This is a genomic window from Paraburkholderia graminis, assembly GCF_003330785.1.
Lineage (GTDB): Bacteria > Pseudomonadota > Gammaproteobacteria > Burkholderiales > Burkholderiaceae > Paraburkholderia > Paraburkholderia graminis.
Map to the genome: position 1 here is coordinate 153333 of NZ_CP024935.1, position 22166 is coordinate 175498.

At 60.8% G+C, this 22166-nt stretch carries 14 protein-coding genes, 3 tRNA genes and 3 rRNA genes; 17 read left to right on the forward strand and 3 right to left on the reverse strand.

The window, feature by feature from the left end; genetic code table 11:
- Window positions 1-9: 9 nt before the first annotated feature.
- From CUJ91_RS18895 to CUJ91_RS34885, 4 genes are all read left to right on the forward strand, one after another.
- Entirely contained in the window at window positions 10-1827 is a 1818-nt protein-coding gene (locus CUJ91_RS18895) for a DUF2300 domain-containing protein (RefSeq protein WP_114156848.1), read from the forward strand.
- Window positions 1824-2717: a YfaP family protein gene (locus CUJ91_RS18900; RefSeq protein WP_029971590.1), complete on the forward strand. Its 894-nt coding sequence runs from the start codon at window positions 1824-1826 to the stop codon at window positions 2715-2717. The genes CUJ91_RS18895 and CUJ91_RS18900 overlap by 4 nt, the downstream gene beginning before the upstream one ends.
- A gap of 22 nt (window positions 2718-2739) precedes the next feature.
- Window positions 2740-3537, forward strand: coding sequence for a YfaP family protein (locus CUJ91_RS18905; RefSeq protein ID WP_114156849.1), 798 nt, complete (start codon window positions 2740-2742; stop codon window positions 3535-3537).
- A 402-nt stretch (window positions 3538-3939) separates the two neighbouring features.
- Window positions 3940-4164 carry a hypothetical protein gene (locus tag CUJ91_RS34885; protein WP_244231060.1) on the forward strand — a complete coding sequence of 75 codons (225 nt, stop codon included), beginning with the start codon at window positions 3940-3942 and terminating at the stop codon, window positions 4162-4164.
- A gap of 120 nt (window positions 4165-4284) precedes the next feature.
- Here CUJ91_RS34885 and rpoD read toward each other — a convergent pair whose 3' ends face one another.
- On the reverse strand, window positions 4285-6279 hold the full coding sequence (gene rpoD, locus CUJ91_RS18915; RefSeq protein WP_114156851.1) for an RNA polymerase sigma factor RpoD: 1995 nt from the start codon (window positions 6277-6279) through the stop codon (window positions 4285-4287).
- Window positions 6280-7027: 748 nt separating this feature from the next.
- On the opposite strand from rpoD, the gene CUJ91_RS18920 reads away from it, so the two are divergent.
- The 5 genes from CUJ91_RS18920 to rrf all read left to right on the forward strand — a co-directional run bounded on the left by CUJ91_RS18920 (window position 7028) and on the right by rrf (window position 12420).
- Window positions 7028-8560, forward strand: a 16S ribosomal RNA gene (locus tag CUJ91_RS18920).
- Between the two features lie 72 nt (window positions 8561-8632).
- Window positions 8633-8709 (forward strand) — tRNA-Ile (locus tag CUJ91_RS18925).
- A 53-nt stretch (window positions 8710-8762) separates the two neighbouring features.
- Window positions 8763-8838: transfer RNA gene (locus CUJ91_RS18930), tRNA-Ala, on the forward strand.
- Between the two features lie 353 nt (window positions 8839-9191).
- Window positions 9192-12074 (forward strand): 23S ribosomal RNA (locus CUJ91_RS18935).
- Between the two features lie 232 nt (window positions 12075-12306).
- Window positions 12307-12420: ribosomal RNA gene (gene rrf, locus CUJ91_RS18940) — 5S ribosomal RNA — on the forward strand.
- The 16S, 23S and 5S rRNA genes sit together here with 2 tRNA genes alongside, the layout of an rRNA operon.
- A gap of 216 nt (window positions 12421-12636) precedes the next feature.
- On the opposite strand, the gene CUJ91_RS18945 is transcribed toward rrf, so the two are convergent.
- The gene (locus CUJ91_RS18945; protein ID WP_053859621.1) at window positions 12637-13101 is read right to left on the reverse strand and encodes a hypothetical protein; all 465 of its coding nucleotides are present in this window, start codon (window positions 13099-13101) and stop codon (window positions 12637-12639) included.
- Window positions 13102-13312: 211 nt separating this feature from the next.
- Window positions 13313-14176, reverse strand: a complete 864-nt coding sequence (locus CUJ91_RS18950; RefSeq protein ID WP_029966624.1) for a FadR/GntR family transcriptional regulator — start codon at window positions 14174-14176, stop codon at window positions 13313-13315.
- 249 nt (window positions 14177-14425) lie between these two features.
- Here CUJ91_RS18950 and CUJ91_RS18955 point away from each other — a divergent pair, with 249 nt between their 5' ends.
- The 8 genes from CUJ91_RS18955 to CUJ91_RS18990 all read left to right on the forward strand — a co-directional run bounded on the left by CUJ91_RS18955 (window position 14426) and on the right by CUJ91_RS18990 (window position 22087).
- The gene (locus CUJ91_RS18955; RefSeq protein ID WP_006049065.1) at window positions 14426-15634 is read left to right on the forward strand and encodes an ABC transporter substrate-binding protein; all 1209 of its coding nucleotides are present in this window, start codon (window positions 14426-14428) and stop codon (window positions 15632-15634) included.
- Window positions 15635-15722: 88 nt separating this feature from the next.
- Window positions 15723-16583, forward strand: coding sequence for a branched-chain amino acid ABC transporter permease (locus CUJ91_RS18960; RefSeq protein WP_029966620.1), 861 nt, complete (start codon window positions 15723-15725; stop codon window positions 16581-16583).
- Entirely contained in the window at window positions 16580-17662 is a 1083-nt protein-coding gene (locus CUJ91_RS18965; RefSeq protein ID WP_114156852.1) for a branched-chain amino acid ABC transporter permease, read from the forward strand. The genes CUJ91_RS18960 and CUJ91_RS18965 overlap by 4 nt, the downstream gene beginning before the upstream one ends.
- The gene (locus tag CUJ91_RS18970; RefSeq protein ID WP_114156853.1) at window positions 17659-18426 is read left to right on the forward strand and encodes an ABC transporter ATP-binding protein; all 768 of its coding nucleotides are present in this window, start codon (window positions 17659-17661) and stop codon (window positions 18424-18426) included. The genes CUJ91_RS18965 and CUJ91_RS18970 overlap by 4 nt, the downstream gene beginning before the upstream one ends.
- A complete protein-coding gene (locus CUJ91_RS18975) occupies window positions 18423-19124 on the forward strand; it encodes an ABC transporter ATP-binding protein (RefSeq protein WP_029966616.1) in 702 nt (233 codons plus the stop codon). Before CUJ91_RS18970 ends, CUJ91_RS18975 begins: the two co-directional genes overlap by 4 nt.
- A gap of 33 nt (window positions 19125-19157) precedes the next feature.
- Window positions 19158-20456, forward strand: a complete 1299-nt coding sequence (locus CUJ91_RS18980; protein ID WP_114156854.1) for a Zn-dependent hydrolase — start codon at window positions 19158-19160, stop codon at window positions 20454-20456.
- Window positions 20453-21955: a M81 family metallopeptidase gene (locus CUJ91_RS18985; protein WP_114156855.1), complete on the forward strand. Its 1503-nt coding sequence runs from the start codon at window positions 20453-20455 to the stop codon at window positions 21953-21955. Before CUJ91_RS18980 ends, CUJ91_RS18985 begins: the two co-directional genes overlap by 4 nt.
- Before the next feature lie 55 nt (window positions 21956-22010).
- Window positions 22011-22087: transfer RNA gene (locus tag CUJ91_RS18990), tRNA-Val, on the forward strand.
- The last annotated feature ends 79 nt before the right edge of the window (window positions 22088-22166 follow it).

Genomic DNA, 22166 nt, shown 5'->3' on the forward strand with positions numbered 1-22166 from the left:
GCGTCGGCAATGTTCCTCGGCACGCTCGTCAGGTCGGTACGCGGTCGCGTTGCAGCAAGGCGACGGACCGCGTTCGTCGTGGCCGCGATGTGCGTGTTGTTTGCAGCGAATGTCGAGCGCGGGTATGCGGCGGTGGCGTTGGCATCGGCGTCCGCTTCCGTTGCGTCCGGTGCCGCGTCCAAACAGGCATTGCGCTTCGCATGGCTGCGTGATGGACAAAGCCAGCTTTGGCAGGCCGACACTGGCGGCGCCGCTGTCGGTCTCTCGCCGCAATCCGCCGTGCCGTTGCCCGCGACATTGGAGACGCCGCTCGGCAGCGTATGGAAGCTCTTCGTCTACGGCTATCTCGTGGACCGCAACATCGCGACGCCGGACTACACGTGCAGCGGCGGCGATCCCGAAGAAGTGTATTGCTGCATGACTGGCGGCCGTATCGATCGCGAACACGCGCTCGTGCAGTCGTGTGGGCGCTTTTTCGAGCCCGCGCGCCTGCAGCTCGATCCCGTCGACTGGCGCAAGTACTGGACGGCCGCGAATGCGCCAACCTGGCTGCGCAATCTTCACGCGATGACTCCGACGCAGCGCGCGCCCGTCGCGCAACTGCTTGCCGCATTGCAGGCGATGCCGGCGCGCCCGCGCGAAGCGGCGGCGAGCACGCTGGTCTCGGTGCTGACGAGCGGCCGCGGCGAAGGCACGGTGTCGCTCTACGGCAGCCTGCTGCGCGCGAAGACCTGGACGATGCCCGACGCGGCGCGGCCCGGCGCATCGGTGGGCGGCGCGGCAGGCTGGCTCGCGGACGGCACGCCGATCTGGCTCGGCGGCCCTGGCGGCAGCACGCGCGTGCTCGCGTCGGCCGCGCCGCGCATCGCGCCGCTGCTCACGCAAGTCGCCGTGCCGGATGACGGCGCATGCGTCGTCGTCGATTTTTTCAGCCGCTATCCGATTCGCGAAGTGCTTGGCGAGCACAGTTCAAAGCGGCCGGCGGCGATGGTGCCCGACGGGCCGCTGAACGGCGAGTTTCGCGTGGGCTTTGTGAACGGCAACTGGGCGCGCGTGACGAGCCGCGGAGAGCTGCGGCTCGATCGCAACGCGGCGGGCGTGCCGCAACTGATCGGCCGCTTCGGCATGAACGACTATGTGGCGCGCGTGGTCGAGCGCGAAGGCGACACGGCGCAGCCGGAAGCGGCCAAGGCGCTGGCCGTGGCGGCGCGTAGTTATGCCGTGCAGCATGGCGCACATGATCACGGCTGCTTGCGTATCGACGACAGCAGCAACACGCAGCGCGTTCTGCCGCGTGCGCCGACCGCAGCGGCGCGCCGTGCCGCGGACCTGACCGACGCGCTCGTGCTGACCGGCGTGCCCGTGCAGTATCACCACGACAAGGCCGCACCTGGGCAAATGAGCTGGCTCGCCGCGAAGGCGTCCGCGCAAACGGGACTGACGTTCGACGCGATCCTCGCGCGCACGTGGCCGCAGGCGACGCTGACTTCGTTTCAGAGTCCGTTGTCCGGCGATTGCGTCGCGGTGGCCGGCGCGCGCGAATGGTTGCAGCGCAACGCGCCGTTGTGGGCGCGGCGCATGGACGGCGCAGCCGGCTACGAGACGCCCGATTTGCCGGCGGTCTGCGCGGTCCGCGAAGGACGTCCGTATGCGGATGCGCAGCGCAATCGCGTGTATGTGTATCGCCTGCAGAGCGAGGAAGATCGCATCGCGCTCGCACATGAATATGTTCACCTCGCGTTTCAGCACCATCCGCGTGGGCTCGATGAAGATTTCGTCGAGCGCACCGCGCGCGTGCTGATTCGTACCGACAATCCGATCCAATGAACGACGTGACGTTTTTATTCCGGTTGAGGCGGTCTTCGGCGGCGAGTTGGGCTCGCTCGCGTGTTGCGACGCTGCTGGGTGCGGCTGCTTTGGGCGTGGTGGGCACATTCGGCGCGGGTCTTTTCGCTGACGCCTACGCAGCCGGCAAGGACGGCGCCGTGGCCGATCTGACCGGCGCGTTCGGCGGCTGGCGTCATAGCGGGCTGACGAACGAAGGCGAGCAATTCGTCGCGGCTTATCCGCGGCCGCCGATCGATCGCGGCGCGCAGCGCTATCGCACGCTGATCGAAGGACGCCTCAGGCAGATCGACAAGCACGCGCGCAAGCCGCCGACGCTCGTCGTCAACGGCAATGCAACGCCGCTCTATACCGACGACGAAGGCGCGTTCGCGCGGCCGTGGGCGTTCGGTGCGGGCTCGAACAGCATCGAACTGATTTCCGCCGATGGCAGGCAGCGTCAGCGCATGCAGTTTTACGAAGCGGACCGCAGCAAGCCGCAGGCGAAGCTGCGCGCGATGGTCACGTGGGACGACCCGCACGCGCAGGTCGATTTGCATGTGATTACGCCAGGCGGCCTGCACGCGTTCTTCGGCAATCCGACTTTGGAAGACGGCAGCGGCTTCGACGTCGATTCCGTGGACGGCGCGGGGCCGGGGATTTTTTCGTCGGCGGCGCCGGAGCATGGCACGTGGCTTTTCTTTCTGAACTACTGGGGCAATTTCGATTCGACCGGCTACAACTTCGACGCCGCCGCGCACGACCGCGACGTGATCACCGCGACGTTGACGCTGGTCTTCAACGAAAACACGCCGAACGAACGGCGCGAAACGATGATGGTGCCGCTGCGCAAAATCGGCGACCTGATGCTCGTGAAGAGCGAGCGACTTTGATAGCGGGACGGGAGCAGTAACGATGAAGCGCAGAACGACAGGATGGATGAACGCGGGCCGCGGCTTGCTGCTGCTCGTTTGCTTGCAGGGCATGTCGGCCGCGCAGGCGAGCGACATCGACATGAGCGCGCCGCTGAACGGCTGGCGCAATACCAGCGGCGACACCGAACGCTATACGCAGGACGTGCACTATCCGGCGGTATCGGTGACGACGCCCGAAGGGCAATCCAGATTCGCGCTGATCCAGGGGCAGATTCGCAACGCGCCGAAGAAGAAGGGCAACACGGTCGGTACGCTGGTGGTCGACGGCACGCCGTTGCCGCAACGCATCGAAGAGGACGGCAAGTTTTCGCGGCCCTATGCGTTCCCGGCGGGCAGCAACAGCGTAGAACTGCGCGCGCCGGACGGCAGCCGCAAGCGCGTACAGTTCTACGACGCCTACAGCGGCAAGACGCAGCCGAAGCTGCGCGTCGTGCTCGCGTGGGACACCGACGGCACGGACCTCGACTTGCATGTGGTGTCGCCCGACGGCGCGCATGCATGGTACGGCGAGCGCGTGACGCCGAACGGCGGCGCGCTGGACGTCGACGTGACGACGGGCTATGGGCCGGAGATTTATTCGTCGGCCGCGCCGTTGAAGGGCACCTATCTCGTCTACGTGAATTACTACGGCAGCGGCAGCGGCCGCAGCGACATGACGGTCGCGCAGGTGACGATCATCAGCAACGAAAGCACGCCCAGCGAAAAGAGCGAGACGATCCGCGTACCGATGCGCAAAGCCGGCGAACTGACGCTTGTTAAGACGTTTGTGATGCCTTGAGCGGTGGGTGTTTGTTCGCTTGCGTACGATCGAGCCGAAGCACGTGCACGCGATGAAAACTGTGCGTGCTCAGACACTTGAGCGAGTCTTGCGCAGGATATCCACAGGCTTGTTCCCAGTTTCTGTGGACAACAATGATAGTGGTGTTGGGCGCTTGCACTTACGCTCCCTTACAGGGCTTCAAGTTTCAGCCGGTCACGGTCGATACAGCTTGTAAGCGGCTCTGCGCCGCAAGCCCTGAAGAAACGAACGGAGGTTGCAATGCAAATCGACAGCGCATTGCCGTCGACATCACAAGCCACTGCTCGTGCAGCGAAGAATGCTTCGTTATCGTCCGCCGATGAGAACGATGAGGCTGCGTCGCGCTCCTCTAACTTGAACACGTCTGAGCAGGACGCGGCTGTGCATATCTCAAGCGAAGGCGCCGCTGCGGCGGCTCTTGCGCCTGATGCGGCAAGCGAAGGCGCTTCGGGTTCGGACTCGTCGGCGGTGAAGTCGTTTGCGTATGGCACGCTCGGACTCGAACGGCCGGATCAGCCGCACGAAGAGCGCAATGCTTTTTACACAGCGGGACGTTGGCTCGCGGCGGGCATCACCCTTGGCGGCATCGTTTCGCTGCTTATCTGACTGCTCGTGAGAGTGTCCGGCTGAACGGACGAACTGCGTGAGGGGACTCGAGGATTTCAGGCGGGGCGCGCTTGCCGTGCGATGTGCACGGCAAGCGCGATGTGATGCGGAGGTTGTTGCTTAGCGGTCGAGGAACGATTTCAGTCGATCGGCACGGCTCGGATGCATGAGCTTGCGCATGGCCTTGCTCTCGATCTGGCGAATGCGCTCACGCGTGACGTCGAACTGCTTGCCCACTTCTTCCAGCGTGTGATCCGACTTCGTGTTGATGCCGTAGCGCATACGCAGCACCTTCGCTTCGCGCGGCGACAACGAGTCGAGCGCGTCGTCGATGGCGGCGCGCAAGTCGGCTTGCATCGCCGCATCCGCCGGCGACGAAGCCGCCGAGTCTTCGATCATGTCGCCGAGCGTGGCATCGCCGTCGTCGCCAACAGGCGTTTCCATCGACACCGGCTGCTTGGCGATCTTCAGAATGCCGCGCACCTTCTCTTCCGACAGATCCATGCGCTCAGCCAGCACCGACGGATGCGCTTCCTGACCCGTCTGCTGCAGAATCTCGCGCGAAATGCGGTTGAGCTTGTTGATCGTCTCGATCATATGCACCGGCACGCGGATCGTGCGCGCCTGGTCCGCGAGCGAACGCGTCACGGCCTGACGAACCCACCACGTTGCGTACGTGGAAAACTTCCAGCCGCGACGATATTCGAACTTGTCCACCGCTTTCATCAAGCCGATGTTGCCTTCCTGGATCAGATCGAGGAACAGCATGCCGCGATTGACGTACTTCTTTGCGATGGAAATGACGAGACGCAGATTCGCCTCGATCATCTCGCTCTTCGCCTTGCGCATCTTCGATTCAGCCGCGACCATCTGGCGGTTGATCTCTTTCAGATGCTTGAGCGGCAGCGAAACCGTGGCTTCGATATCGATCAGCTTTTGCTGTTCCGACTGAATTGCCGGCAGATGGCGCTCGAGCGCCGCGCCGTACGGCGTGTTGCCGCGCGCCGCACGCTCGGTCCAGCCGAGATCAGCCTCATGACCCGAGAACGATTCGATGAACTTCTCGCGCGGCATGCCGCTCTTCGTGACGACGATCTGCAGAATGTTGCGCTCGATTGCACGCACCTGCGCGACCTGATGCTGCACGTCGCCGCACAGACGGTCGATGGTGCGCGCCGTGAAGCGGATCTTCGCGAGATGCTGCTGGATCTCTTCACGCGCCTTCTGGTACGCCTTCGAGCTGACGTCGCCGCGTGTGTGCGACGCATTCATCTGGTCGTACAGAATGCCGACTTGCGCGAAGATTTCGAGGCAGTCGCTCGTGAGCTGCTTCAGGCGTGCTTCGTCTGCCGCCGACGAGTCGGCCGGGCCGACGTCGTCGTCGCTATCGCTATCTTCCTCTTCGTCGGCATCAGCGTCGACATCGGCTGAGGCATCCGCGCTGGCGGTTTCTTCTTCCGCAGGGACGTTGTCTTCGTTCAGGCCGTCAACGAGTTCGTCGATGCGCAACTCGCCGTCCGCGACTTGCTGGGCGCTGGCCAGAATCGCGGAGATTGCGAGCGGGCATGCGGCGATTGCCTGCACCATTTCGTGCAGGCCGTCTTCGATGCGCTTCGCGATCGCGATTTCGCCCGCGCGCGTCAGTAGCTCGGTTGCGCCCATTTCGCGCATGTACATGCGCACCGGGTCGGTCGTGCGGCCGAACTCGGAGTCGACCGTGGACAACGCAACTTCGGTTTCTTCGTCCGCCTGATCGTCGGAGACGACAGCGGGGGCGTTCGAGTTCAGCAGCAGCGTTTCGGCGTCCGGGGCCTGCTCGTAGACCTGCACGCCCATGTCGTTGAACGCGCTGACGATGCTGTCGATCGCCGCCGTCTGCGCGAAGTTATCGGGCAGGTGGTCGTTGATCTGGGCATGGGTCAGGTAGCCTTGCTCCTTGCCCAACTGGATCAGCGCACGCATCTGGCGCTGACGCTCTTCGGCTTGCTGCGGCGGCAGTTCGGCCGCCACGGGGATCGCTTTGCCCGCACCCTTGCCCTTGGGCGCACGGCCCGACGGAGCCTTTGTGTAGGCTGCGGTTTCGTGTTGCGAATCTTCGCGATCAAAAGGGTTCACGTATTCTCCTCGAGAGGCTTCGCTATGAGACGCAAGACGCGACCGTCAGGCGTTTCGAGCATGGCTCAACATCACCTGAGTGACTCAACGCGGTTATAAGGCTGTGTGCTCTGGGAGCAAAAAAGATGAGCCCGCTTGGAGCGGGCCGATAGAATGTGCGAAATTCGCGCGGCTCGCATTATATACGAGCTTGCGCCTTCGCGCGCATTGTGCGCAGCAATTCGTCGCATGTTGTTGCCGGTCTTCATACTGTGCGCGACCGACGAATGGCAGACCTGTAACTATAGACCAACTTGCTCGTGTTCACACGAGTGCGTTGTCCCAGGTTGTCCTCGTCGTCCTATGTGGAAGCTTATCTATATATGTAGCGCGCGAACGTGACGAGCGTCGTGCGCGCATGCAAAAGAAAATTCGAGGAGGGGGTTGACGGCTTGTCACTCGATCTTCATAATCTCGCTTCTCTGCTGCTGATGCAGCGACGCAGAACGAAGCAGTGCCGGGTGGTTGAAATGGGCGCTGTGAAGTGTGCGAACCGATCTTTAAAAACTAACAGCCGATAAGTGTGGGCGCTTGATGCGCGACGCGCGCCGGGTTGCGGGGTTTTCTCCGGAGCCGGGCGAGAAGCGAAAGTATCAAGTCTCACACAGTAATGAAAGGAAGGTTTGGTCATCGAGAGATGGTTGAACACTTCGTCAGTACGTTGAGTGAGCGACCGGGTTCGAAAGAGCCCGAAAACAGTAACAGGTTTGAACTGAAGAGTTTGATCCTGGCTCAGATTGAACGCTGGCGGCATGCCTTACACATGCAAGTCGAACGGCAGCACGGGAGCAATCCTGGTGGCGAGTGGCGAACGGGTGAGTAATACATCGGAACGTGTCCTGTAGTGGGGGATAGCCCGGCGAAAGCCGGATTAATACCGCATACGCTCTGCGGAGGAAAGCGGGGGATCCTTCGGGACCTCGCGCTACAGGGGCGGCCGATGGCAGATTAGCTAGTTGGTGGGGTAAAGGCCTACCAAGGCGACGATCTGTAGCTGGTCTGAGAGGACGACCAGCCACACTGGGACTGAGACACGGCCCAGACTCCTACGGGAGGCAGCAGTGGGGAATTTTGGACAATGGGCGCAAGCCTGATCCAGCAATGCCGCGTGTGTGAAGAAGGCCTTCGGGTTGTAAAGCACTTTTGTCCGGAAAGAAAACCGCCTGGCTAATATCCGGGCGGGATGACGGTACCGGAAGAATAAGCACCGGCTAACTACGTGCCAGCAGCCGCGGTAATACGTAGGGTGCAAGCGTTAATCGGAATTACTGGGCGTAAAGCGTGCGCAGGCGGTTCGCTAAGACAGATGTGAAATCCCCGGGCTTAACCTGGGAACTGCATTTGTGACTGGCGGGCTAGAGTATGGCAGAGGGGGGTAGAATTCCACGTGTAGCAGTGAAATGCGTAGAGATGTGGAGGAATACCGATGGCGAAGGCAGCCCCCTGGGCCAATACTGACGCTCATGCACGAAAGCGTGGGGAGCAAACAGGATTAGATACCCTGGTAGTCCACGCCCTAAACGATGTCAACTGGTTGTCGGGCCTTCATTGGCTTGGTAACGTAGCTAACGCGTGAAGTTGACCGCCTGGGGAGTACGGTCGCAAGATTAAAACTCAAAGGAATTGACGGGGACCCGCACAAGCGGTGGATGATGTGGATTAATTCGATGCAACGCGAAAAACCTTACCTACCCTTGACATGTACGGAAGTCCGCTGAGAGGTGGATGTGCCCGAAAGGGAGCCGTAACACAGGTGCTGCATGGCTGTCGTCAGCTCGTGTCGTGAGATGTTGGGTTAAGTCCCGCAACGAGCGCAACCCTTGTCCCTAGTTGCTACGCAAGAGCACTCCAGGGAGACTGCCGGTGACAAACCGGAGGAAGGTGGGGATGACGTCAAGTCCTCATGGCCCTTATGGGTAGGGCTTCACACGTCATACAATGGTCGGAACAGAGGGTCGCCAAGCCGCGAGGTGGAGCCAATCCCAGAAAACCGATCGTAGTCCGGATCGCACTCTGCAACTCGAGTGCGTGAAGCTGGAATCGCTAGTAATCGCGGATCAGCATGCCGCGGTGAATACGTTCCCGGGTCTTGTACACACCGCCCGTCACACCATGGGAGTGGGTTTTACCAGAAGTGGCTAGTCTAACCGCAAGGAGGACGGTCACCACGGTAGGATTCATGACTGGGGTGAAGTCGTAACAAGGTAGCCGTATCGGAAGGTGCGGCTGGATCACCTCCTTTCCAGAGCTGAACGTGTCAAACGTTGAGCGCTCACGCTTATCGGCTGTAGTGAAGAAACGCAGACAGACTCAGGGGTCTGTAGCTCAGTCGGTTAGAGCACCGTCTTGATAAGGCGGGGGTCGATGGTTCGAATCCATCCAGACCCACCATGTCATGTCTGGTGAGCTGGTCGGCTGTGACTCCTGCGATCTCTGTATGACCGGGGGGATTAGCTCAGCTGGGAGAGCACCTGCTTTGCAAGCAGGGGGTCGTCGGTTCGATCCCGTCATCCTCCACCAATCCTCAATGCGTAGCGTTCTGTGAAACAGGCAGAGCGTTGTGCATTGGCGATTGAGCCAGTCAGCAAGTGATATGAAGCAGAGCTTTATATCGGCTGTCGTTCTTTAACAATCAGGAAGAAGTAGTAAAGAGATTCACGAAAGCATACTTAGAGATGGGTGTGCGAGTAGGTGAATCAGGGTTGTGATTGTATCGATGTATTTTAAAGGTAATCGAAAGATTGCTCTTGGAATACGGCGCAACACGAATACTCAACCTGTAGCGAGTGATCGGATCGCTGGTCCCCTTCGGGGATCGGGCCAGAGTAAGTGCTAAAGCACTAACACTGGCCGAGAAGACACACCCGTTATAGGGTCAAGCGAACAAGTGCATGTGGTGGATGCCTTGGCGATCACAGGCGATGAAGGACGCGGTAGCCTGCGAAAAGCTACGGGGAGCTGGCAAACGAGCTTTGATCCGTAGATGTCCGAATGGGGAAACCCACCTCTTTTGAGGTATCCGTGGCTGAATACATAGGCCATGCGAAGCGAACGCGGTGAACTGAAACATCTAAGTAACCGCAGGAAAAGAAATCAACCGAGATTCCCAGAGTAGTGGCGAGCGAAATGGGACCAGCCTGTACTCTTTATCTTCATTGTTAGTCGAAGGCTCTGGAAAGTGCCGCCATAGCAGGTGATAGCCCTGTAGACGAAAACAGCGAGGAAGAACTGGGTGTACGACAAGTAGGGCGGGACACGTGAAATCCTGTCTGAAGATGGGGGGACCATCCTCCAAGGCTAAATACTCGTGATCGACCGATAGTGAACCAGTACCGTGAGGGAAAGGCGAAAAGAACCCCGGGAGGGGAGTGAAACAGATCCTGAAACCGCATGCATACAAACAGTCGGAGCCTTCGCAAGAGGGTGACGGCGTACCTTTTGTATAATGGGTCAGCGACTTACATTCAGTGGCAAGCTTAACCGATTAGGGCAGGCGTAGCGAAAGCGAGTCCGAACAGGGCGTTCAGTCGCTGGGTGTAGACCCGAAACCAGGTGATCTATCCATGGCCAGGATGAAGGTGCGGTAACACGTACTGGAGGTCCGAACCCACTAACGTTGAAAAGTTAGGGGATGAGCTGTGGATAGGGGTGAAAGGCTAAACAAACCTGGAAATAGCTGGTTCTCTCCGAAAACTATTTAGGTAGTGCCTCGTGTATCACCTTCGGGGGTAGAGCACTGTCATGGTTGTGGGGTCCATTGCGGATTACTACGCCATAGCAAACTCCGAATACCGAAGAGTGCAATCACGGGAGACAGACATCGGGTGCTAACGTCCGGTGTCAAGAGGGAAACAACCCAGACCGCCAGCTAAGGTCCCCAAATATGGCTAAGTGGGAAACGAAGTGGGAAGGCTAAAACAGTCAGGAGGTTGGCTTAGAAGCAGCCATCCTTTAAAGAAAGCGTAATAGCTCACTGATCGAGTCGTCCTGCGCGGAAGATGTAACGGGGCTAAGCCATATACCGAAGCTGCGGATGCACATTTATGTGCATGGTAGGAGAGCGTTCCGTAAGCCTGCGAAGGTGCACTGGAAAGTGTGCTGGAGGTATCGGAAGTGCGAATGCTGACATGAGTAGCGATAAAGGGGGTGAAAGGCCCCCTCGCCGTAAGCCCAAGGTTTCCTACGCAACGTTCATCGGCGTAGGGTGAGTCGGCCCCTAAGGCGAGGCAGAAATGCGTAGCTGATGGGAAGCAGGTTAATATTCCTGCACCAGTGTTGAATGCGATGGGGGGACGGATCGCGGAAGGTTGTCCGGGTGTTGGAAGTCCCGGTCCTTGCATTGGAGAAGGCGCTTTGGCAAATCCGGGCGCGGAATTCAAGGGTGCGAGGCCAGTCGTTTAGGCGACGAAGCAATCGGAAGTGGTTCCAGGAAAAGCCTCTAAGCTTCAGTTCAACAGTGACCGTACCGCAAACCGACACAGGTGGGCGAGATGAGTATTCTAAGGCGCTTGAGAGAACTCGGGAGAAGGAACTCGGCAAATTGGTACCGTAACTTCGGGATAAGGTACGCCCCTGTAGCCTGACTGGCCTGCGCCAGAAGGGTGAAGGGGTTGCAATAAACTGGTGGCTGCGACTGTTTAATAAAAACACAGCACTCTGCAAACACGAAAGTGGACGTATAGGGTGTGACGCCTGCCCGGTGCCGGAAGATTAAATGATGGGGTGCAAGCTCCTGATTGAAGTCCCGGTAAACGGCGGCCGTAACTATAACGGTCCTAAGGTAGCGAAATTCCTTGTCGGGTAAGTTCCGACCTGCACGAATGGCGTAACGATGGCCACACTGTCTCCTCCCGAGACTCAGCGAAGTTGAAGTGTTTGTGATGATGCAATCTCCCCGCGGCTAGACGGAAAGACCCCATGAACCTTTACTGTAGCTTTGCATTGGACTTTGAACCGGTCTGTGTAGGATAGGTGGGAGGCTGTGAAGCGTGAACGCCAGTTTGCGTGGAGCCATCCTTGAAATACCACCCTGATCTGTTTGAGGTTCTAACCCTGGTCCGTGAATCCGGATCGGGGACAGTGCATGGTAGGCAGTTTGACTGGGGCGGTCTCCTCCCAAAGTGTAACGGAGGAGTACGAAGGTACGCTAGGTACGGTCGGAAATCGTGCTGATAGTGCAATGGCATAAGCGTGCTTAACTGCGAGACCGACAAGTCGAGCAGGTGCGAAAGCAGGTCATAGTGATCCGGTGGTTCTGTATGGAAGGGCCATCGCTCAACGGATAAAAGGTACTCTGGGGATAACAGGCTGATACCGCCCAAGAGTTCATATCGACGGCGGTGTTTGGCACCTCGATGTCGGCTCATCTCATCCTGGGGCTGTAGCCGGTCCCAAGGGTATGGCTGTTCGCCATTTAAAGAGGTACGTGAGCTGGGTTTAAAACGTCGTGAGACAGTTTGGTCCCTATCTGCCGTGGGCGCTGGATATTTGAAGGGGGCTGCTCCTAGTACGAGAGGACCGGAGTGGACGAACCTCTGGTGTACCGGTTGTCACGCCAGTGGCATCGCCGGGTAGCTATGTTCGGAAGAGATAACCGCTGAAAGCATCTAAGCGGGAAACTCGCCTTAAGATGAGATATCCCCGGGGCTTTAAGCCCCTTGAAGGGTCGTTCAAGACCAGGACGTTGATAGGTCAGGTGTGTAAGCGCAGTAATGCGTTCAGCTAACTGATACTAATTGCCCGTAAGGCTTGATCCTATAACAGGTGTGTCTCGACCAGCGTTAGCGCTTTGGCGCTTACACTGGTCCGATCCCCGAAGGGGATGCGCTGGAACTCCCCGCCAGGGAGAACAGGACGCACGGTTGAGTGATCGATGTTGTGCCTCGAACAGCACAGCCCAAGCAGCTTTATCCTGGTGAGCATCACCAGAAACTACTTCTTCCAGATTGGTTGTGTTGGCCCAAAACCCAGCACGACAACAAGTCAAAGCCTGATGACCATAGCGAGTCGGTCCCACCCCTTCCCATCCCGAACAGGACCGTGAAACGACTCCACGCCGATGATAGTGCGGATTACCCGTGTGAAAGTAGGTAATCGTCAGGCTCCCCAGCAGTGTCAGAAACCCCACCCCACAAAGGTGGGGTTTCTGCGTTTACACGGCTGCAAAGGACGCAACCTCGCAACCGGCAAGCTCGCAAACGCTGCGCCAAACGCAGGTGCCCAGAACAGGACACCGGCAGTCGATCCGCAGCCATTTCAGAAAGACCCGCCCGTGCGCATCGCGCCCACACGCGGTCCATTTCAATCAACCTCAGGCCGTCAAGCCCTCTTGCGCATCGGAAGCTGATACGGCAGCCCGGCAGTAAAGCGGTCCAGCCGTTCGCTCGCATCGGTGACTGCCCATAGCGGAGCGCCGTGCAATTGCCGATCGTAGTGGGTCGCAATGTCGGCGAAAAGCGCAAATCCACCCTCGTCTATCGCCCATCTTCCGGTATCTCGTCCGGTATCGAACACCTTGGCTATCTCGCGCTCGGCTGCGCCTAGTTGCTCGCCGGTCGTCGACCCGTAGCCGGCTTCGGCCAGGAACCCGGTCAATAGCATGGCCTGCGTGAGCGTTTGCGCATCGTTCACTCCGCCGTCGCCCCGTCGCAACGCGTCGAGCGCCAGATGCACGCGCAGCGCGAGGTCATCGGCGATTTGCCGGGCGATGGGCAACAGCATTGCCTTGGCATGCCGGGCGCGCGCGGCGCCGGTGTGTCGGGAAAACGGAATAGGTTGTGCCATGAAGGTTCAAGATTTTGCCTGTGCAGATGCAATAACGGCGCGCGCGATAAAAGATTGAGCCTTCCCGCCGCCCAGGCCGAAAAAACCACCGCGCCGCGGCGCATCAAGAAGCCCCTGTCAGACGCCACAAACCGTCAAACAACGTGCGGCCAAGCCGTCGAGACCTATCCCCTCCGCGAGCAATCCCCGCCCCCCGTAAGCCGAAACCGCATCACTCCCCACTGCCCGCCGAATCGACCTCGTCCAAACCCACAGGGCTGACACTTCGCGCCCGCACCCGCCGACGGATCTCCGAGTCGAGAATCAATCGCCCCCGCAGCTTCCCTTTCATCCGCTTGACGTACCGCGGCGCCTCGGTCATATGCACCGTCATCAACTCGCGCACTTTTTCGACGTCACGCTCGCGTGCCGCCTTCGTGATCGCCTTATGAATCTTGACGTTCGCCTGTCCGAATCGCTCGTGTTCCGCCTGCGGCGTATCGTTACGGAACTCGATCAGTTGCCGGATCATCTCGTTGATGAGCTCGCAACTGAAGCGCAAAAACGGATTAGGATTCGCCGCCGCAAGAATGTCATGGAAATTCACGTCTTCCTGGCGTTGACGCACGATGTCCTGCCCGCCATGCGCGGAAGCCGGCCGATCGCAACATGCGATGCTCGCCTCGAGCGCCTCGAAGTCCTGCTCCGTCAGATGCGGCACCGCGCCCGCCGCGAGCTCGGGCTCAAGTAGCTTGCGCACGGTGTAAATGTCGTCGATGGACACGTCCTTAAAGAACAGATAGTTCTGCAGAAGCTGCAACGTCCGGTCGAGCGGCACTTCCACGACCATGCCGCCGCCGCTCGGTCCGGTCGTCACCTTGATAAGCCCTTGCACCTCCAGCGACTTCAGCGCCTCGCGAATCGTGCTCTTGCTCACCGAAAACAGTTGCTGCAACTCGACCTCGCGCGGCAGCCGATCGCCCGGCTTGAGATCCTTCTCCGTGATCAACCGCTTGATTTCCTCCGCGACCAGATCGCCGCGCTTTTGCTGCTTGATCTCGATCGCGGCGCCAGCCTTGGCTCGGTCAATGGCCATGTTTCGTACTCCAATTTTGTGTGCTGCACCGTCGGTGTTTCGCGGACGTCAACCGGAGGCGCAAGTACAAGCCGCCGCGTCGCCGCCAGGAATTTTGCCTTATTGACACTGGAATTTATTGTACCTACGATCAAGTCAATCCTATTTATCATGATAAATAGCACGAACCGCGGCACTAAGACCAAAGACTACACCGCGGCCAGCCACTTTTCGTAGTCGTTCACTGCGTGTCTCTCCAAGGAGCGTGATTTGAATCGCCGAAATATATTGAAGCTGGCCGCGCTGTCGGCCGTTCCGGGGACGCTGGGCTCGCTCGTCGCGCGCAGTGCTTTTGCGCAGGCGGGCAGCGTGCAATTCGCGTGTCCCGTGCCGATGTCGGGCGCGTTCGCCGCCAACGGCAAATACGCCGACCTCGGCATGAAGCTCGCGATCGAACAATACGGCAAGGTGCTTGGCGAACCGCTCGCTTATTCCGTGCTCGACACCGAAGGCAAGCCGGCAACGGCGGTTCGCCGCGTGCAGGAAATCGCCCAGCAGAAGAACGCGCGCTTCTTTGCCGGAGGTATTTTGTCGTCCGAAGCATTGGCGATGGGCAAGGAAGTGCAGAAGGCCGGCGGCGTTTTCATCACGACGGCAGGTGCCGACGAAATCACAGGAAAGGACTGCAACGACGCAACTTTCCGCTGGTCCGTGCCCACGTATGGCGCGATTGAACAGACGGTGCGCCCGCTGATCCAGATGCTGCCGAAGGCCAAGCGGTGGTACACCATCACGCCGCAATACGTGTTCGGCGACGGTCTTCTGTCCGCGGCGAAAGCGGTGTTCAAGGAGAAGGGCATCGAGCATGTGGGCAACAGTTATCACTCGCTGAATGAAAAAGAGTTCAGCGGCTATCTGACGAACGCGGTTGCCGCGAAGCCCGACGTGCTGCTGATCCTCAACTTCGGCTCGCAATCGTCGGATACGCTGCGCCAGGCCGTCAGCTTCGGCATGAAGAACAACTGCACGATTCTGCTCGCGTGGGCTTCGGGTCTCGAGCAATTCGAGTCGCTCGGTGCGGATCTGTGCGACGGCGTGTATTTCGGCGCGCAGTACTGGCATGGTATCGATTCGCCGCTGAACCGCGATCTCGTCAAACGCACGCAAGCGGCGTTCAAGACGAATCCCAACTACAGCCTCGCGGGCTCGTACGTCTGCACGAAGATTCTGCTGGATGGCATCGTCAAGGCCGGCAATGTCGATCCGAAGAAAGTGGCTGCGGCGCTCGAAGGCATGAAATACGATGGTTTGACAGGTCCGGAAGAAGTCCGCAAGGGCGATCATCAGGTGCTGAAGAACTACTATCTGCTGAAGGGCAAGGCGAAGAACAAGATGAAAAACGCCGACGACTACGCGGATATCGTGAGCTCCGGTCAATCGTTCCTGCCGCTCGACAAGACCGGTTGCAAACTGACCTGACGCGCAACGCCGCGCCGAGCAGCGCCGGCCACGTCGTGCCGGCATCCATGAATGCAGCGACGTTGCGCTCAATCACCAGACAGTCGCCATGAACGTTTATCTTCTGCAGATCGTCAACGGTATCGGAGTGGGGATGCTGTATTTCCTGCTCGCGGTCGGTTTGTCGATTGTGTTCGGCCTGCTGCGCTTCGTGAACTTCGCGCACGGAGCCTTTTATCTGCTCGGCGCGTATTTCTGCTATCAGGCGATGCAGTGGTCGCTGAACTTCTGGACAGCGCTCGTCGTCGTCCCGATAGCAGTCGGCGCATTGGCATGGGTCGTCGAAAAGCTGATCTTGCGGCACGTCTACGCACAGCAGCACGAGTTCCACATTCTCGTGACGGTCGGCCTTGCGCTCGTCGTGCAGGAGTGCGCGATCCTCGTGTGGGGACCGCTCGGCGATAACGTGCCGGTTCCTGACATGCTGAACGGCGTGGTCATCTGGGGCAGCTTTGTGTATCCGAAGTATCGGCTGTTCGTGATCGGCTTCACGGCTGTGCTCGCCGCGTTGCTGTGGTGGGTGCTGGAGGGCACGCGGCTTGGCAGCGCGGTGCGTGCGGGCAGTGAATCGACGGAAATGGTGTCGCTGCTCGGCATCAACGTGTTGCGTGTATTCAGCCTCGTGTTCGCGCTCGGCGCTGCAACGGCTGCGCTCGCCGGCGTGCTCGCCGCGCCGATTCGCGGCGTCGATCCCTTCATGGGCATCGAGGCGCTCGGCGTCGCGTTCGTCGTCGTCGTGGTGGGCGGCATGGGCAACTTTCTCGGCGCGCTGGTGGGCGGCCTGCTGGTCGGCATCGTGCAAAGCGTGATGAGCACGCTGTGGCCCGAGGGCGCGCGCCTGATGATCTACGTCGCGATGGCCGCCGTTCTTCTGTTGCGGCCGAATGGCCTACTCGGGAGAGCCGCGTGATCGACACTTCCAAATCCGCCGTCGCGAAGGCGGCGCCGCAGGCATCCGGCGGGCGGGCGTTGGTCCACACGCTGCATCGCTATCGTTTTCTTTTGCTCGCGTTGCTGGTCGTATGCATTCTGCCGTTGACGCTGCGCTCAGGCTCGCTCGCCACCGAAGTCCTCGTATTCGCGCTCGCCGCGTTGGGCTGCAATCTTCTCCTCGGCCACACGGGACTGTTGTCGTTCGGGCAGGGCATCTTCTTCGGACTCGGCAGCTATAGCGCGGGGCTCGTGCTGACCAAAGCCGCCTTGCCGGTGCCCGTTGCGTTGCTTGCGGCGCTCGTGGTCGGAGCGGCAGCGGCTGCACTCGTCGGATGGTTTTCGATCAGACAGCGCGGCACCTACTTCGTGATGCTGACGCTCGCGTTCGGACAACTGTTCTACTTTCTCGCATACACGACGCCCGAGCTGACCGGCGGCGACAACGGCCTGCTCGATATTCCCCGGCCCGCGCTCAGGTTGTTCGGCCACGAACTGATCGCGTTGACGTCTCCGTGGCAGTACTACGGATTCGTCGCCGTGCTGTTTCTCATCGTGTTCTGGCTGCTGATGCGCGTCTCGCACTCCGTATTCGGCCGCACGTTGCTCGCGATTCGCGACAACGAAGCGCGCGCCGCCGCGGTCGGCTACGACGTCAAGCGGTTCAAGCTCATGGCGTTCGTGATCTCGGGCGCGGTGACGGGGCTCGCCGGCGCATTGCATGCGTTGATGACGGGCATCGCGCCGCTATCCAACATCGATTACCACACGAGCGAAATGATCCTCGTGATGACGGTGATCGGCGGCACCGGCAATCTGTTTGCGTCGGTGCTGGGCGCCGCGTTCTATGTGCTGTTCGCCGACTGGCTTTCCACGTTGTGGCCGCGCTGGCTGCTGCTGCTCGGCATCGTGCTGATGGCGGTGAGCCTTTACATGCAGCGCGGTCTGTGGGGTCTTGGCGAGCGAATCTGGCAAGCGCTGCGCCGTCATCCGCAAGACGACGCCCAGACAGTTCCCGCAACCGGTAGCAGCGACGACACCGCAACGGAGCGCACATGACCGAGCCCATTCTCAACGCAAGCGGCGTGATGAAGCGCTACGGCAAATTCACGGCGCTCTCCGAGGTCAACCTGCGCATCATGCCGCGCACCGTGCATTCGGTGATCGGCCCGAACGGCGCGGGCAAGACCACGCTTTTTCATGTACTTACCGGCACGCTGCCGATCACCGCAGGCAAGATCGTGTTCGACGGCCACGACGTGACGCACGAGCCCGATCACAAACGCGTACGCCGCGGTGTCGCGAGATCGTTTCAGGTGACGAGCCTGTTCGCCAATCTGAGCGTGCGCGAAAATCTGCGGCTTGCCGCACAAGGCGTCGATGCCGTGCGTGCGCTCAATGCATGGACGCCGCCGCGCGGCGCGCTGGCGCACACCGATACGGTCGACGGCGTGCTCGAACGTCTCGCGTTGCAGCGCTTCAGCCAGGTGCCGGCGGGCGCGCTGTCGCACGGTCAGCAGCGGCGGCTCGAAGTCGGCATGGCGCTCGCCGCTCGACCGAAGGCGATCTTTCTCGACGAGCCGACGTCCGGCATGGGCATCGACGATCTCGACGATATGAAGCAACTGATTCGCGGCCTGCGCGACGACTACACCGTCGTGCTGATCGAGCACAACATGGGCATCGTGATGGACATCTCCGACACCATCACCGTGATGCAGCAAGGACGCGTCCTAGTGGAAGGACGCCCCGACGAAATTCGCGGCGACGAGCGCGTGCGCAGCGCGTATCTCGGCAACATGATCACCGGAGGCCGCGCATGATTCTCGACGTGCAGGACATTCACGGCTTCTACGGCAAAAGTCACATACTGCAAGGCGTTTCCTTGCAGATCGGCGAAGGCGAGACCGTCACGCTGCTGGGCCGCAACGGCGCGGGCAAGTCCACCACATTAAAGGCGATTGCCGGCATCGTCGCGCCGAAGAACGGGCGCGTCGCATTCAACGGCACGACGATAAGCGGCCTGCAGCCGCACAAGATCGCGTCGCGCGGCGTGTGCTTCGTGCCCGAACATCGCGGCATTTTTCGTTTGCTCACCGTCGAGGAAAACTTGCGGCTCGGCGCGCGCAAAGACTCGCCGTGGCAACTCGACGACATCTACCGGATTTTTCCGCGGCTCAAGGAGCGGCGCACGAATGGCGGCGGACAGTTGTCGGGCGGCGAACAGCAGATGCTTGCCATCGGCCGCGCGCTGATGAACCACCCGCGTCTTCTGATGCTGGACGAACCTGTCGAAGGTCTGGCGCCCGTCATCGTCGAAGAAATCGTCGCGCAGCTCAAGCTGATTCGCGAGGCGGGCGTCGCGATTCTGCTCGTCGAACAAAACCTCGAGGTCTGCACGCAACTCGCGGATCGCCACTACATCATCGAGCAAGGTGTGATCGTTTATTCGGGCGATAACGCATCGTTCGCCGCCGACGATTCGATCAAGGATCGCTATCTCGGCGTCGGCGTCGTTTGAAGCTACGCCCGACTTCACTATGAGGAAGCATTGATGCAAGTTCATGACTCACAACGCGGCGACGCGCTTGCTCGTCTGCGCGTCGACGGCGAACGGCTTTGGAACAGCCTCATGCAACTCGCGCAGATCGGCGCGACGGAGAAGGGCGGCGTTTGCCGGCTCGCGCTCACCGAACTCGATCGCATCGCGCGTGACCGGTTCGTCGCGTGGGCGAAGGAAATCGGCTGCACCGTGCGCGTCGACGCGATCGGCAATATCTTTGCGCGCCGCGCGGGTTTGCGCGACGACCTGCCGCCCGTCACGACGGGCAGCCACATCGACACGCAACCGACCGGCGGCAAATTCGACGGCAACTACGGTGTGCTCGCCGGCCTCGAAGTGCTGCGCACACTGGCCGATGCAAACGTCACGACACTCGCGCCGCTCGAAGTCGCCGTGTGGACCAACGAGGAAGGCTCGCGCTTCGTTCCGGTGATGATGGGCTCGGGCGTCTTCGCCGGCGCGTTCACGCTCGAGCATGCGCTCGATCAGCGCGACCGCGAGGGCATTTCCGTGCGCGACGCGTTGGCGGCCATCGGCTACGTCGGCGAAAACACGAAACCGCATACCGTTGCAGCGTATTTCGAAGCGCACATCGAGCAGGGTCCTGTGCTCGAGGCGCATGACAAGACCATCGGCATCGTGCAGGGCGCACTCGGCCAGCGCTGGTACGACGTGACCGTGCAGGGCATGGAAGCGCATGCGGGACCCACGCCGATGGCGTTGCGCCGCGATGCATTGCTCGTCGCTGCCGATCTGATCCACGCGGTGAACCGCATTGCGCTCGATCACGCGCCGCATGGCCGGGGCACGGTCGGCTGGGTCGACGTGCATCCGAACTCGCGCAACGTGATTCCTGGCCGCGCGAAGCTGACGGTCGACCTGCGCGCCGCCGACGACGCCACGCTCACCGCAATGGACAGCGCACTGCGTGAAGCATGCAAGGCTGCGGGCGAGCAAGCGGGCATCGACGTGACTATCGAGCCAGTCGTGTACTTCCCGCCGCAACCGTTCGCAGCGAACCTGGTGGCAGCGGTGAAAGAAGGCGCCGACATGCTCGGCTTTTCTTCGATGGACGTCATCAGCGGCGCGGGCCACGACGCGGTCTATCTCGCGCGCGTCGCGCCGGCCGCGATGATCTTCGTTCCGTGCAAGGACGGTATCAGCCACAACGAGATCGAGGACGCACGCGCGGATCATCTCGAAGCCGGCTGCAATGTGCTGCTGCACGCGATGTTGAAGGCGGCGCAAACCGTGCCGAGCGCGCCCGTGCCGGAGGGCTCGTGCGTATGAAAATCCTCATCGCGCGGATGAATCACGAGACCAACACGTTCTCGCCGGTGGCCACGCCGTTGTCTGCATTCGGCCTGAACGGCGGGAAGCTCGGCCCGAGTTTCGGCGACGACGCGTTCAACGACAACAAGGGCATGCAGACCGCGATGGCCGCGTTCATCGACGCCGCCGAGCGCGAGGGCGCGCAAATCGTGACGCCCGTGTCGGCAGCGGCGAACCCGAGCGGACCCGTCGACGCCGCGGCCTACGACGCGATCTGCGATGCAATCGTTGCAGCCACAAAGGGTTGCGACGCTGTGATGCTCGATCTGCACGGCGCGATGGTCGCGGAAAATTCGAACGACGGCGAAGGCGATCTGCTCGAACGCGTGCGCGCCGCATTGCCGGATGCGCCGATCGCCGTCGCACTCGATCTGCACGGCAACGTCACGCAGAAGATGATCGACAACGCGGACGTGATCGTCAGCTTCAAGACTTATCCGCACGTCGATATGTACGAGACCGGCGCGCACGCCGCGCGTTTGCTGTTCGCGTCGATGCATGGCGACGTGAAGCCGGTGATCGCGTGGCGTCAGCCGCCGCTGCTCACGCATACGCTGCGCAGCTCGACGGCCGAAGGCGCGATGAAGCGTGCGGTCGATGCCGCCCGCGCCGCCGAAGCGGACGGCATGCTCGCGGTCTCGGTGCTGTCGGGCTTTTCGCTCGCCGATATCGAGGCGCCCTGCATCAGCGTCGTGGTGGTCGGCAACGGAGATCACGCGCAAGCGGAAGCGGTCGCCGAGCGCATCGCGCGGCAGATCTGGAACGAGCGCGAGGATTTCGTCTACCGCAGCGCGCCGCTCGCGGAATCGGTTGCAGAAGCCGCGGCGCTCGCGAAAGACGCCGACAAGCCGGTGCTGCTGCTCGATCACGGCGACAACTGCATGTCGGGCGGTACGTGCGACACGATGGACCTGCTCGAAGAAGCGCTTGCGCAGCAACTTGACGGCATCGTCACCGGGCCGTTGTGCGATCCGCAGGCGGTGGCCGCGCTGATGGCCGCGGGCGTCGGCAGCACGGTCACCATCACGATCGGCAACAAGGTCGGGAGCGGCGCGGGCGCGCCGCGTGCGCCGGTCGCGATGACCGGCGTCGTGCGAGCGTTGACGGACGGCGAATACGTGATCAGCGGCCCGACCTACACCGGCCAGCGCGCGCATATGGGACGCGCGGCGGTGCTCGACACGGGCACGGTGAAGCTCGTCGTGACCGAGCACACGCACGAACCGTGGGACCTCGGCGTATTCGAAAGCGTCGGCATCGATCCGCGTCGCGCGCGCTTTCTGCTGCTCAAATCGCGCATGTATTGCCGTCCGGTTTTCGTGCCGATTTCGGCGGGACTCGTGGAGTGCGATAGCCGCGGCGTGACGAGTTCGGACTACGGGCTCTTCGCTTTCAAGAACGTGAAGCGCCCCGTGTTCCCGCTCGATGCCGACGCCGAATGGAACCCGGCGCATTGAATGGCGTCCGGCTCTTGTGCAGTTTCGAGAGACTCTCTATAATTCGCGCCTCTACAGGCTCGTAGCTCAGTTGGTTAGAGCACCACCTTGACATGGTGGGGGTCGTTGGTTCGAATCCAATCGAGCCTACCAACGCATTGTGACGTAGACGAAAGCGGCTTCGCTTTCGTCTACTGTCCTATCAGAAGCAAGTCGCTTCAGTTCTCTTTTC